This is a genomic window from Caldivirga sp. UBA161 (genome assembly GCF_002506515.1).
Taxonomy (GTDB): Archaea; Thermoproteota; Thermoprotei; order Thermoproteales; family Thermocladiaceae; genus Caldivirga.
Window position 1 is genome coordinate 23,825 of sequence record NZ_DAXS01000053.1, and the last position, 12,918, is coordinate 36,742.

Consider the following 12,918-nt stretch of genomic DNA (forward strand, 5'->3'; position numbering starts at 1 on the left):
TATTATTGTTAAATAATTTACGTATATTGACTAAAAGTTTTAAAACCCTAACATTACTTTAACCCATGAGCGCCGTTTCCCTAATCGTGGATATAGTTATTGCAATAATAGTACTCATAATAGTTATCCCCATTTTAGCCTCAGCAATAAGGATAGTGCCGGAGTATCAAAGGCTCGTTAAGCTTAGGCTAGGTAAGTTCAAGGGGGTTTATGGACCTGGCTTAGTGTTAGTTATACCATTCATAGATAGGGTTATTACGATTGACTTAAGGACAATAATGCTTGACATGCCTTCACAAAGGGCGTTAACTAGGGATAATGTTGAAGTCTCAGTGGATGCGTCAGTTTACTTAAGGGTTCTTGATGCAAAAAACGTAGTATTATCAGTACAGGAATATAGAAATGCAGCGGCGACAATAGCAGCAGCAACGTTAAGGGATGTAGTGGGTATGGTGGATTTAGACACCCTCCTAACCCAGAGGGAGGAGGTTGCCAAGAGGATAGCGGCGATTGTTGATGAGCACGTAGAGCCCTGGGGCCTTAAAATATTCAGCGTTGCCATAAAGGACATTAAGCTGCCTGATACTCTAGTTAGAGCCATGGCTGCTCAAGCTGAGGCTGAGAGAATGAGGAGGGCTAAGGTAATACTGGCTCAGGCTGACTATGAGGCTTCTCAAATGTACCTTAAGGCCGCTGAAACGTACGTTAAGAACCCAATAGCCTTAACCCTAAGGCAGCTTGACACCCTCCTTGAGGTTGCTAAGGAGCATAACCTAATATTAGTCGTCCCAAGTAACCTAGAGCCTGTCACTGCTGCTGCCTTAGCATTGAGGGCTAGGGGAGGGCAGGAGGGCCAAGGAGGGCAAGGTTCATCAGGCATTGGCTGAGGAATTTAGAAAAAGGGTTAAATACGTGAATTTAAAATTAAGTAAAGGTGAAAGTGAAATGAGAGTACTATTGCTTGCATTAATTGTGCTCACCTTAACATTACCCATGATTGCCCATGCAGCATCCAACAGTATTATTAAGGTAACTCAAGTCTACACCTTTAATTTAAATGGGGAGATAACTGATAATACTTACTATGAGTTGAAGAGCATTATTAATCAACTACCACCAAATAGTGTATTAATCATATACATGAAGACGCCAGGTGGCTTACTTGATGCCGCCCTAAACATAGTTAGCCTATTTGAAACATCAAGTGTAGTGACCGTTGGGTTCGTTTACCCAACAGGGTCATACGCCTGGTCAGGGGGTACATTGGTTCTCCTCTCAACAACCATAGCCGCCATGGCTCCGGGAACAGTGATTGGTTCATGCCAACCAGTGGAGATTAATGAAGTTACCGGGCAGGAAATCTTCATAACTGAGCCCAAGATACTTAACGCAGTGGCTAAGTACTTTGTTGAGGCTGCTGAGTTTAGGGGTAGGAACACTACCTTTGCTGCATCCTGTGTATACAATGATACTAATCTTGGGCCTGAGGAGGCGCTTAGGTATGGTGTGATTAATTACATTGCAAGTGATATTAATCAACTTTTATCCATGATGAATGGCACTACTATTAACATTAATGGTGTAAACTACACGCTAATAATGGAGAACCCAACAATAACCCAATTAACACCACCAATTAGTTACCAACTTTACGACGCCTTACAAAGCTCAGTGATTGAGAACATTCTCTCCATACTAGGGGTATTGCTCATCCTGGCGGGCTTAATAACAGCCCACATATACTTAGCAGGTATAGGTGCAGTACTGTTGGTGGTATTGGCTCTACTTGGCTTACCAATAAATTACGCTGGCTTAGGCTTAATGATAATTGGCGCCTTATTAATGGCCTTTGAATGGCATAGTGGGGGTAAGTTGCATGGCGCATTAATAGCCGTTGGCGCAGTACTTATTGCAGTAGGTTTAATACTACTCATACCAAACGTTACACCACCGCAATATGTGCTTAAATACAATTCAATTACACTTAGGATAATACTTTACAGTGAGATAATAGGTATTGGGGGCTTATCGGCCTGGATAATAATGCTAATAGCTAGGGCTGTTAGGGCTAAGCCAATATCAACAATAATATATTACCCAGTAGCAGGATTAATTGGAACCGCCACTGAGGATATTAAGGCTGGGCAAATGGGTATGGTTAAGGTTAGGGGAGAGTACTGGAAGGCTATAGCACTGGAGGATATTAAGGAAGGCGATAGGGTTACTGTAGTGTCTTATGAGGGTAACATTATAAAAGTAAGGAAGGCTAACCAGTAACACATGGTTAAATTTGGTTCGTTAAATTTAATTACTTAATGAACCTCTAAGCTAAATACTCTAGGGTAATGCATCGTAATATTTATTAAGAGTGAAAGGCAATGATTATCCATGGAGTACGTTCACTTAGGTTGGTCTGGTACTAGGATTTCTAAAATAGTACTTGGTGGAATGTCATTTGGGGAGCCAAGCCTTCAAACCCATGGTACTAGCTCATGGGTTGCCACCAAGGAGCAGGCCTTTAAGGTTCTTAAGAGGGCTTGGGACTTAGGTATAAATTTCATAGATACAGCCAATGTTTACTCACAGGGTAAGAGTGAGGAAATCATCGGTGAGTTCATTAAGGGCTATGATAGGGAATCATTCGTAATAGCCACTAAGGTGTACTTCCCAGTTGGCAATGGTCCTAATGATAGGGGTTTGTCTAGGAAGCATATTATGTGGCAGATTAATGCTTCGCTTAGGAGGCTTAATACTGATTACGTTGACTTGTATCAGATTCATAGGTGGGATTACGAGGCGCCAATTGAGGAAACATTATCCACACTAACAGACCTAGTACACCAAGGAAAAGTAAGGTACATTGGAGCATCAAGCATGTGGACATGGCAATTCGCTAAAATGTATTATACGGCAGAATTCAAGGGCTATGAGAAGCCGGTTAGCACTCAAACACCGTATAATTTACTTTATAGGGAGGAGGAGAGGGAAATGATACCATTCTGCAACGCACATAACATAACCTACATGGCTTATAGCCCAACTGCAGTTGGTGTGCTTTCAGGTAGGTATTATAGGGATGGTAAATTAATTGAACCTGAGGATAACCCACGCCTACAATTGAAGACTGGATTCTATGCTGCTAGAATATACATGGATATTGAGAGGTTCCCTGAGAATGTTGAAATAGTGAAGAGGGTTATTGAAGTGGCTAAGAATAAGGGAGTAACCCCAACTCAAGTAGCCTTAGCATGGTTATTTAAGAAGAGTGTACTACCCATAATAGGCACAAGTAAGGTTGAGCACCTTGAGGAAGCTGCCGGTGCATTGGATGTTAAGTTAACTGATGATGAGGTAAAGTACCTTGAGGAACCATACAAACCAAAGCCAGTACTTCATATACCACCATGGCCAATGCAATATCGGTGAATCATTAATTAAGGCTCACTTAGATTCAATATGCTTAAATTATCTTCTATAATTATCTATGCGCCAACTTCCTCCCCAACCTAGCTTAGAGGCTTGTTCCTTACTCTGGTTATTTTAATTATTTTAAATATGGCTATAAAGTAATTCTCCACCTAATGTGGTTCTGAATTCTGTTTGAATGCATAAAGCTTATTTAACCTAAGTGCGAGGTCCCCATGTGGCGTTCAGTGATTTAGGTAAGAAGCTGCGTGGATTACTTAAGGATACTGCATGGATATTTAGGAGGGCTAAGAAGCCTGATAGGGAATCATACTACACTATAGTTAAATTAAGTTTACTGATAATATTCATCCTTGGATCATACTCACTCATCTTCAGTTTTCTAGGTTATGCCTTAACAAGTAGGTCATCATTACTTGTTGTGCCTTATCCCGAGAACTTAATCATAATAATAACCATAGTAATCATAATAATAGCTGCATTAGCTTACTTACTAGTAACAACTAGGGGTATTGGTAAAGGTCGCTGATGCCCATCCCTGAACCAGGCATATTAATGTTCAGTAATGAATTATTGAATCAATACGCCTCACTTGCCGCTGAGAAAATTAATGAGGTTAAACCTCTTAACATTATTGATGAATTAATGCTAAGCATGATTGGGGCAAGGAATAGGAGTGAGTTGATTAATGCACTTATGTGGCCTGGTTCAATGCCTGAAATCAACCTCAACTCACTAAGCCCCTGTGAAGCCTATCCATTAGCTAAGATACTCTTATTAAATTGGCCTACTAGTTTTAATTTAAACGAATTGAGGTTAATTAGGGAGAGGGCTAAGAGAGAATGCACTAATGAACTTGATAAGCTACAGTTAAGGTTAATTAAACATAGTGATGCTATTAAGCTACTTACTAAACTATATCATGAGGCTATTACAGGTAAACTTAATGAACTAGACTTACTGGGATTAATCTACGCGCTCTCAGTTTATGGACTATATGATAGGGTACTTAGGTTGCTTAGGCTTAAGGAACTTGAAATCATGAAGCACCCCTTAATGATACTTAGGATACTGTTGAGGGGGCTCATGAATATTACACCATGGCATAGGGGCATTATATTATCCACCAGTATACTGAATATCTCAGACTGGGCATTAATTACCGTTAAGTATAGGAATAATACTTGCATTATTGCTCAGTTCAAGAGCCTTGAATCACCATACACAGTCTCCAACTGCACTGTGCAGGTTGAGGGTGGTAGATTAATTGTTGAGAACACTGAACCAAACCTAAGCCTTAAGCCATTGATTGTTGAATTAATAATGAAGTCAAGCAACTGGGGTGTAGTATTCATAGCTAATAATACTAATAACCCAATTACGTATGAGCCAAGAGTAAAGAGGGGATGCTTAGTTAAGGCTAAGGATTATGAAACAAGGGACTGTGGTGAACTTTACTTTGATGTGGGTGAGTACGCATCAATACACTTCACGTGAATTAATCATGCACTAGCCTTACGCCTACGGCCAAGTATGAATCCAACCACTGCAGTGATTATGCCTAGTATGAACAATATACCGCCAAGGAGTATTAAGTAGCCTGAGGTTATGAATGGGCTACTTGCCGCTGAGACTGAGAATTCCTTATACCTAAGCATTATGTTAAATGTACAATTATTCATTATGCTTACTGTTGAGGTTTGATTATACACTATTATAGTGATGTTAGCTGTAGTCTTGGAGGCATATGGTACTGGGCTTGGTGAAATACATGATGGGTTACTGGATTCTATTATGAGCACTGAGGTTGGGTAAATTGAAAGGCTAATGAAGCTGCCTGGACTTAATGATGATAATGGAGTGTTCTTTAATTGATTAAACAGGCTTAAGGCGTTGTTAGTTGCCGTGGCTGATCCTACTATGGCTAATACTATACCTACAATTAATACGACTACCCCGGATACCGTAATTTTATTAACCATAGTAGTTCAGCTTAATTAGAGCCTAATAAGCATTACTGAAACTATTAATCAACCCAGTAGTAATGCTCAATACTCCTCTTGTTTGAATTATCTATAATAGATAATTCGTAGTAATTACTAACCACGTATTCCTCCGGCATTATCCTGCGTTCAACAATAATCACCATATTCCTAGGCTCCTCCACAGTATCCTCAATCATCTCAAGTACAATACTAGGCTGGGGTAACTCCCTTCCAGTGAATTGCTGAGCCATCTTCTTCTCATCATTAATTATAGCCATATTCCTTAACTCAATTAAGTCCCAGTGATCCTCAATGTTCTCAAGGGACCAAGCCCTACGGGCAATAACCTTAGGGTAAGTGTGCTTACCAGATATTACACTACACCTCTCTGCATCAGGGTCAGTGTGATCGCTGGCCACTGTTATGAACACGTCCTCCCTATTCTTAATGAGTAAGGCGTAGGCTATGTTACTGCCATATGATGCGGTAATTTTCTTGACGTAATTACTCGTTGTTATTAAGTATGGTTGAAGGGCTATTGTTGATATGCTTCCTGAATCCTGCTGAACCAATAGGAGTGAACCAACCGTTATCTCAATATCCTTCTCAGCCTTATTACCGTACTCTGCAATAATGTTTACTCTATGCATCAATACACAGACGCGGTCCGGTTTATAAACTATAATGCTAATTTAACACGTAAGTGCGTGGTTTAGGTTTAATCTAATGTATATGATATTACCTTAACCTCACTCATCTCCATCATGGTGTCCCTAACACTTTCACGTCCAATACCAGACTTCTTAAACCCACCGAATGGTAGGTTATCGAACCTAAGCCTAGTGGTATCATTAATGAATATGGTTCCTGCCTTAATTCTAGTGGCTAATTTATAAGCTCTTGAGAAATCCTTAGTGAATATTGATGCATCAAGTCCATACTCGGTTCTATTAGCTACCTCAACAGCCTCATCATCATTCTTAACCCTAGCCACAGGCAGTACTGGGCCGAAAACCTCCTCAACCCAGACTAATGCATTAAATGGAGCCTCCAGTATTGTTGGTGGATAATAGAATCCCTTCTCAGGAATCCAGTCAGCCTTATATATGATCCTCCCACCCTTACCTAAGGCATCATTAACGAAGGAGTTCATAGCCTCTACAGCTTCCCTGCTTATTAATGGGCCAATGTCAGTATCCTCACTTAATGGATCCCCAATCTTAAGTTTTGAAACCCTTTCAATAAGCCTCTTAATGAATTCATCATAGACCTCATCCCTCACTATTATCCTCTTAGTGGCATTGCAGAATTGCCCAGCGTAATCAAACCTACCCACTGCTGCTGCTTGAGCAGCCTTATTTAGGTCCGCATCCTCAAGAATAATCATTGCATCACTACCGCCAAGCTCCATTATAACCCTTTTACCCATTAATATTGCCTTACTGGCTAAATTAAGGCCAACTTTAGATGAACCTGTGAACGTTATTAATGATACCCTAGGATTATTAACGAACTCATCACCAATCATTGATGAGTCACCAGTAACTACGTTGATTGAACCCTCCGGGAACCCCACATCAATGATAATTTTAGCTATCTCAGTCTCAGTTAATGGTGAATTCCTACTTGGCTTAAGAACCACAGTATTACCTATTGCTAAGGCTGGGGCAACCTTATGAGCCATGCTATCCGGTGGGAAGTTAAAGGGCGTTATAGCACCCACCACACCCACTGGTTCCCTCCTAATGAAGGCTATCCTCTTCTCATTACCAGCTGGGTAATCATAAGCCTCAAGGGGAACGAATTCACCGGTTAGGACATGGGGTAATTCCTGGGCTGCTAATTCATAAATCCTAGCCGTCCTCTCCAGGATTAACCTAGTACTCTTAATTGGCCTACCAATCTCCCTCGTTAATAACCTAGCCAACTCCTCCTTACGTGACCTAATGGCTTGGGCAACCTTCATCAGTAGCCTAGCCCTCTCATAGGCTGGTATTGACTGTATCTTGGGTAATGCATCATATGCCTTACTTATCGCATCCCTAACCTCATTAATACTCATGTCTGGTACGTAGGCTAAAACCTCACCAGTTGCCGGTTCATACACTGGTATTTGACGCTGCATACGTTAGCCACCGCTTCTTGGCTTAATAACATTACCTTCATTTAATTCCAGTTCGTATACCTTTAAGTCCACATGGCTTACTTAGAATCATTAACCGTACCCTTAACGGCCCATGATAAAGTACCCTTAACGGTAATCTCAGCTTCATTAATCTTATACTCCTCAATAAGCTTCTCATTTACATCAACCCCTAAGCCAGGCTTAGTGGGAACCTTAACGTAACCATCCTCCACCGGCATTGGGTCACTTATAATATTCCTCTTCCACTGAGGCCAGTAATCATAGAATGATTCCTGAATAGCAAAGTTGGGTATTGATGCATCAAGTTGTATCGTGGCTGCGTGGAGTATTGGGCCATTAGCATTATGGAATGCCATGGGTACACTAAAGGCTTCAGCAATGCTTGCTGCCTTCCTAGCCTCCGTTAAACCACCAAACCTACCTATATCAGTCTGCAGGTAATCGAGTAGGCCAAGCTTAAGGTACTGGAGTAGGTAACCCTTATTTATGATGCGTTCACCTAAGGCAACCCTAATCCTAGTGCTACTTCTAAACCTCATTAAGCCCTCAATATCCTCAGGGTGTGTTGGTTCCTCTATGAATAATGGGTTATAGGGTTCCAAAGCCCACGCCACCCTAATAGCTGACTCAGCATTAAACCTGCCGTGAGCCTCAATAAGAATATCCACATTATCACCCACAGCCTCCCTAACAGCCCTAACCCTCTCAGCAGCCTCCCTAATACCTACAGCATCAATTGTATCAAAGTATTGGCCAAAGGGATCGAATTTAAGAGCCATATAACCCCTCCCAACAGCCTCCCTAGCCTTCTCAGCAAAATCCTCAGGCTTCTTAGCACCCCCATACCAACCATTTGCGTAAACCTTAACCCTACCCCTAGTTAAACCCCCAAGTAGCACATGTATTGGTGCGCCAAGTTCCCTACCTAATATGTCCCATGAAGCAATATCGAATGCACTATAGGCTGCTGTGGATTCTAGGGAAATTGGCATATTGAAGTCCTGCCTATACCACTCAAGCCTATTACCCTCAAGGTTAAACACATCATTACCCTTCATAATGCTGGATAATACCTTAATTAACTGAACCAAAGCATTAACCCTAATTGAACTCAGAGTCTCCCCCCAACCAACCCTACCATCCTTAGTAACAACCTTAACTAAAACCATATATGATGCCCAAGGTGCTGGATCATCAGGCCTAGGGTTATAGAGTATTATAGGCTCCACCTCACTTACCTCCGGCATGCCTACACCTCACATCATGTTTTTTAAACCATTCTGTATGCAATTACGTATTAAAATAAATATCAACCCTACAAATACGCTAATAATTAAGTTAAGGCACAGGATACGCCATAATATGGATGCTTATATTTAATAAATACTAATGTAGTAATGAAAATGACCCCTCCCTCCTAAAGGCGAGGCTTTAAATACGCATTAGCAATGATTAAATAGATTAAGGAACCTAGAGAGTAGGATTTTTAAACTCAACTTAGTTCAAATATTTAGCTACACGCATGAATAAGGAATTACCTAAACTTGAGGTTAAGGGATTCGTAGGTTACATACGGTACATAGCTTACTTAGGATCGTATGAAGAATATGCAAGGAGCATTAGGAAAGTGAATCCAGATGACCGTTCAGTTGAAGATAAAAATATGTATGGGCAGCAATGAGGTAACAACTTGCGCATTAGCTAATACTGGTTTGAGGGCTTAGGCCCCGATATAATGATCCCGATGAATATGGCTCAAGCACTCAATATAAGGCTTAACCCAAGTGACTTCGACATTTATGCAATACGTACGGCATCAGGTATCGCGCCAATATATAGGTTTAAGGGTTATGTATTAACTAAGGTTATAGTTAATGATAGGGATACGCCATTAATTCCACTTTCACTCATTATCTCTGAGTCAATGGATCAAGTGATCTTAAGTGATAAGGCAATATCAGCATTAGGTATAGTGATAATAAATGCAGGTGAAGGAATATGGTGCTTTAATGATGAATTAGGTAAGGTGTTGAGGGAATCATGCGTAGAGGTTTAATTAAGCCTTATATTTCAAGCCATTACCCATAAATTAATAGGACCATCACGTAAGCCTAAGGGAATGGCTTGAACACTACTAGTTGATGCATGTGGGTATACAATTTAAAAATTTAGGAGAGGTGGCTTAAATTTGATCAGAATGAGTTCAGAATCCGCAATACCACTGGTTAACTTACCTCGTTCTAAGCTTGGTGAGGGGCCTATTTGGGATTATAGGAGGGGTGTATTGTATTGGGTTGATATTAATGGTGATGGCATACACATGTATAGGCCTAAGGATGGTTACGTTAAGTCAATTAAACTTGGCCCAATGCCAAGCTGCATTGCACTTAATAATGATGGTAACTTAGTTGTTACAATTAAGAATAAGGTAATACTAGTTAATCCTGATGATGGCTCAATCCTAAGGACCTTAACCACTGTTGATGAGGGTGTTGACCATAGGTTTAATGACTGTAGGTGCGACCCACTTGGGCGGTTAGTTGCAGGTACTATGAGTATTCCAAGGAAGCCCAATGCTTCACTATACATTCTTGACCAGGATTTAAATATTAAGAGATTACTAAGTGGCGTTACTGTTTCCAATGGCTTAACGTGGTCACTTGATGGCTCAATAATGTACTACATTGATAGCCCCACTAGAAGGGTTGCTGTTTATAATTATGATGTTAAGCATGGTGAATTATCCGGCTTAAGGGATGTAATAGACTTATCAAGCCTACAGGGTAATCCAGATGGAATGACTATAGACTCAGAGGGTTACCTTTGGATTGCATTATGGGGTGGTGGTAGGGTTATTAGAGTTAATCCATTTAATAAGGCTATTACTGATTCAATAATAGTTAACGCTAGGTACACTAGCTCATGCACGTTCGGTGGAGGTGATTTAACAACATTATTCATAAGCACCGCAATGGGTGAACCACCCCTTGAGTATGAGGGTTACTTATTCACAACCAATACCAATGTTAAGGGTGTTAGGCAGTATATGTGCAAGTACTGAAGTCCATGGGTTATGACCATGCTTAATCTAATGGTATATTTATTGAGAATAATTATCTATCTAATACGTTTACGAGATTTTACTATGTTGTAGGAATATTTATAAATACTTATCTTAAGGTTCAGCTATGTCTCAAATTAGTACCGATGAACTTAATTGGGGTTTAGTGGCTTGGATAATACCATTAGCTGGTGGAATACTGGGGTTCATAGTTAAGCCTGAATCCAATTACGTTAAGCACTGGTCGTACTTAAGCATTGCATTCGGTATAGTAATAATAGTAGTCTCAATAATACTTGACTTATTGTCCTTAGCAACAATGCTTCTTCCACCCTTATTCATAATTATTAAGGCTTTAAGTATATTAGTAGGGCTCGCATTTGTAATAATTTGGATAGTAGGAATAGTTAGGGAACGTAATTCAATGTACTGGAAGCCAGCCTTAATATATGATGTTGCAAAGATGCTTGGATCACAATGATTAAGCTAATGTGGTAGTTAACTTAACTCATCATCCTTCCCTCATCCTCATATGCAGGCATTACTACTCATTATGCAGTAGGCTAAGCCGTAGAGATTTGATAAGTAACCTAACTGTGAAACTACAATTCTACTCCCCCTAAGGGAGTAAGGTTGAGCCACCTTAACGGACTCAAGAATAGTATTCATGAATCTCCTACCAATTTCCACCCCCACACCACCACTTAATACCACCACCTCAGGATTTACTAGGCTAATTAAGTTAGCCGCAGTAATACCCACTATTGCCGCCACCTCCTCTAAAACGGGTTTAATCAATACTACTCCCCGATCAAGCATTTGAAAAACACAGTAAGCATTAGGTGGGTTACAGTTCCTAATAATGTTAAGGCAATCTTCATTGCCTATACGTAGGCAGTACCTGTAGGTTTTCCTGAATATAGCTGGGCCTGATACCTCATCCTCAAGGAATCCTCTTAATGATTTATGCTTAGGCACCCTCCTACTTAATAACCACCAACCCACTGCACCCGCAACACCACTACTCCCCCTTAATGGCTTACCATTAATTAATAACCCAGCAGCCACACCTGTACCAATCATTAATGACACTGCATTACTCGCTCCCTTAACTGCCCCCTGCCAATACTCACCCATGATGTTGGCAACCCTGTCATCAATCATTATTAATTTACTTACACTTAGCCTCCTCTTAATTACTGAAGCAATGTTAATATTCCTCCAACCCCTTATGTTAGGTGCCCAAACCAGCCCATTTTCCCTAACTATTCCAGGTATGCTAATTCCCAAGCCAATTAAGTTAGCTTCATGAGCAGTAATGTAATATTGAGCAGCTTCAATAATTTGATTCACCACATATTCACCTCCCCTCTCATCAATGCTTTGAATTCTATAATCCTCAACTTCACCATTCCTGTAAATTAATGCTGATGCGATTTTCGACCCACCAATATCAATAACTATAGTAGCCTCAACCACTTAACTAATCACCAGCAGCTATATGCTTAATGTACAATTCCCTATGCCTCCTAAGTATTAGATTCATTCTAGCGTCAGCATCAGCATCAAAGCCCCTAACTGGGAAAATGGGAACTTCACGGCCCCTACTAATTAACTTCTCTATAGTACTTAAGAGGAGCATATTAGCAACTATAGTGAAGGCTATTGTTGAAAGCGGCCCAATGCGTAGCCTCTTACCCTCCGAATCAATGGTTAACGATACGTCACCAGCTGGGACACCGGTATCAATGATTACGTCAGCTACTTCATGAAGTTTTAGGTTTAATGGGTGGCGTGGCTTAGCTGAATTGGCATGAGTAAGTGACGTTACTCCAATCACTGGTGCACCCTTACTCTTAAATTGCACAGCAATCTCAACGGAAATAGGTGTCGTACCTGAGTGGGAGAATACTATGACGCAGTCCTCCTTATGCACACTATAATTCTCCATTATCCTACGCCCATATTCAGGGGAATTCTCTATGAAGTCAAATTGAGGGTAACCTAGGTCACCAACCATCCTCAGGAATGATACTAGAGGTAGGTCCACTATCGGTATGAAGCCTAGCGTTGAACCATACCTAGGGAACATTTCCATTACCGGTATTGCTGCGTGCCCAGAACCAAATAGGAAGCAGGCATGCCCACTATCAATAGTGTTAGCAATTATGCCGCTAGCATTATCAATGTTCTGCAATTGAGTACTGCTAATGTAACTAATAATACCCTGAACATTACTTATCCAACTACGCCAATACCCACTGGAAGCACTCATGATAGGTCACCTAAATTAAACCACC

Annotated in this window: 14 protein-coding genes; 8 read left to right on the forward strand and 6 right to left on the reverse strand. The window is 40.7% G+C overall.

Annotated elements, in window-relative coordinates:
• Positions 1–65: 65 nt before the first annotated feature.
• The 5 genes from BP896_RS06125 (at position 66) to BP896_RS06145 (ending at position 4,923) form a co-directional block, all read left to right on the forward strand.
• Entirely contained in the window at positions 66–887 is an 822-nt protein-coding gene (locus BP896_RS06125) for an SPFH domain-containing protein (RefSeq protein WP_291766756.1), read from the forward strand.
• Between the two features lie 58 nt (positions 888–945).
• Complete coding sequence (locus BP896_RS06130) at positions 946–2,277, forward strand: NfeD family protein (protein WP_291766757.1); 1,332 nt, start codon at positions 946–948, stop codon at positions 2,275–2,277.
• 111 nt (positions 2,278–2,388) lie between these two features.
• A complete protein-coding gene (locus tag BP896_RS06135) occupies positions 2,389–3,426 on the forward strand; it encodes an aldo/keto reductase (RefSeq protein WP_291766760.1) in 1,038 nt (345 codons plus the stop codon).
• 217 nt (positions 3,427–3,643) lie between these two features.
• Positions 3,644–3,955, forward strand: a complete 312-nt coding sequence (locus BP896_RS06140; RefSeq protein WP_291766761.1) for a hypothetical protein — start codon at positions 3,644–3,646, stop codon at positions 3,953–3,955.
• Positions 3,955–4,923, forward strand: a complete 969-nt coding sequence (locus BP896_RS06145) for a hypothetical protein (protein WP_291766763.1) — start codon at positions 3,955–3,957, stop codon at positions 4,921–4,923. The genes BP896_RS06140 and BP896_RS06145 overlap by 1 nt, the downstream gene beginning before the upstream one ends.
• Before the next feature lie 5 nt (positions 4,924–4,928).
• On the opposite strand, the gene BP896_RS06150 is transcribed toward BP896_RS06145, so the two are convergent.
• The 4 genes from BP896_RS06150 to BP896_RS06165 form a co-directional block, all read right to left on the reverse strand.
• Positions 4,929–5,408, reverse strand: a complete 480-nt coding sequence (locus tag BP896_RS06150) for a hypothetical protein (protein ID WP_291766765.1) — start codon at positions 5,406–5,408, stop codon at positions 4,929–4,931.
• A 44-nt stretch (positions 5,409–5,452) separates the two neighbouring features.
• Positions 5,453–6,061 carry a DUF2848 domain-containing protein gene (locus BP896_RS06155; RefSeq protein WP_291766767.1) on the reverse strand — a complete coding sequence of 203 codons (609 nt, stop codon included), beginning with the start codon at positions 6,059–6,061 and terminating at the stop codon, positions 5,453–5,455.
• 68 nt (positions 6,062–6,129) lie between these two features.
• Positions 6,130–7,536, reverse strand: coding sequence for an aldehyde dehydrogenase family protein (locus BP896_RS06160; RefSeq protein WP_291766769.1), 1,407 nt, complete (start codon positions 7,534–7,536; stop codon positions 6,130–6,132).
• Positions 7,537–7,613: 77 nt separating this feature from the next.
• Positions 7,614–8,804: a mandelate racemase/muconate lactonizing enzyme family protein gene (locus tag BP896_RS06165; protein WP_291766771.1), complete on the reverse strand. Its 1,191-nt coding sequence runs from the start codon at positions 8,802–8,804 to the stop codon at positions 7,614–7,616.
• Positions 8,805–9,307: 503 nt separating this feature from the next.
• Between BP896_RS06165 and BP896_RS06170 the strand changes: the two genes are divergently transcribed.
• The 3 genes from BP896_RS06170 to BP896_RS06180 all read left to right on the forward strand — a co-directional run bounded on the left by BP896_RS06170 (position 9,308) and on the right by BP896_RS06180 (position 11,099).
• A complete protein-coding gene (locus tag BP896_RS06170) occupies positions 9,308–9,613 on the forward strand; it encodes a hypothetical protein (protein ID WP_291766773.1) in 306 nt (101 codons plus the stop codon).
• 141 nt (positions 9,614–9,754) lie between these two features.
• A complete protein-coding gene (locus BP896_RS06175) occupies positions 9,755–10,618 on the forward strand; it encodes an SMP-30/gluconolactonase/LRE family protein (protein WP_291766775.1) in 864 nt (287 codons plus the stop codon).
• Between the two features lie 127 nt (positions 10,619–10,745).
• Positions 10,746–11,099 (forward strand): hypothetical protein, encoded by a 354-nt coding sequence (locus BP896_RS06180; RefSeq protein WP_291766777.1) that lies wholly within the window; start codon positions 10,746–10,748, stop codon positions 11,097–11,099.
• A gap of 47 nt (positions 11,100–11,146) precedes the next feature.
• On the opposite strand, the gene BP896_RS06185 is transcribed toward BP896_RS06180, so the two are convergent.
• Both BP896_RS06185 and BP896_RS06190 read right to left on the reverse strand, forming a co-directional pair.
• Positions 11,147–12,097: an ROK family protein gene (locus BP896_RS06185; protein WP_291766779.1), complete on the reverse strand. Its 951-nt coding sequence runs from the start codon at positions 12,095–12,097 to the stop codon at positions 11,147–11,149.
• Between the two features lie 4 nt (positions 12,098–12,101).
• Positions 12,102–12,893 (reverse strand): sugar isomerase domain-containing protein, encoded by a 792-nt coding sequence (locus BP896_RS06190; protein WP_291766781.1) that lies wholly within the window; start codon positions 12,891–12,893, stop codon positions 12,102–12,104.
• Positions 12,894–12,918: the final 25 nt, after the last annotated feature.

What these genes read in the sequence shown, in the direction of transcription:
- BP896_RS06175 (WP_291766775.1), top strand. Translation starts at nt 9,755, where the DNA reads ATGAGTTCAGAATCCGCAATACCACTGGTTAACTTACCTCGTTCTAAG.
- BP896_RS06160 (WP_291766769.1), bottom strand. Translation starts at nt 7,536, where the DNA reads ATGCAGCGTCAAATACCAGTGTATGAACCGGCAACTGGTGAGGTTTTA.
- BP896_RS06155 (WP_291766767.1), bottom strand. Translation starts at nt 6,061, where the DNA reads ATGCATAGAGTAAACATTATTGCAGAGTACGGTAATAAGGCTGAGAAG.
- BP896_RS06180 (WP_291766777.1), top strand. Translation starts at nt 10,746, where the DNA reads ATGTCTCAAATTAGTACCGATGAACTTAATTGGGGTTTAGTGGCTTGG.
- BP896_RS06135 (WP_291766760.1), top strand. Translation starts at nt 2,389, where the DNA reads ATGGAGTACGTTCACTTAGGTTGGTCTGGTACTAGGATTTCTAAAATA.
- BP896_RS06130 (WP_291766757.1), top strand. Translation starts at nt 946, where the DNA reads ATGAGAGTACTATTGCTTGCATTAATTGTGCTCACCTTAACATTACCC.
- BP896_RS06150 (WP_291766765.1), bottom strand. Translation starts at nt 5,408, where the DNA reads ATGGTTAATAAAATTACGGTATCCGGGGTAGTCGTATTAATTGTAGGT.
- BP896_RS06190 (WP_291766781.1), bottom strand. Translation starts at nt 12,893, where the DNA reads ATGAGTGCTTCCAGTGGGTATTGGCGTAGTTGGATAAGTAATGTTCAG.
- BP896_RS06145 (WP_291766763.1), top strand. Translation starts at nt 3,955, where the DNA reads ATGCCCATCCCTGAACCAGGCATATTAATGTTCAGTAATGAATTATTG.
- BP896_RS06125 (WP_291766756.1), top strand. Translation starts at nt 66, where the DNA reads ATGAGCGCCGTTTCCCTAATCGTGGATATAGTTATTGCAATAATAGTA.
- BP896_RS06170 (WP_291766773.1), top strand. Translation starts at nt 9,308, where the DNA reads ATGGCTCAAGCACTCAATATAAGGCTTAACCCAAGTGACTTCGACATT.
- BP896_RS06165 (WP_291766771.1), bottom strand. Translation starts at nt 8,804, where the DNA reads ATGCCGGAGGTAAGTGAGGTGGAGCCTATAATACTCTATAACCCTAGG.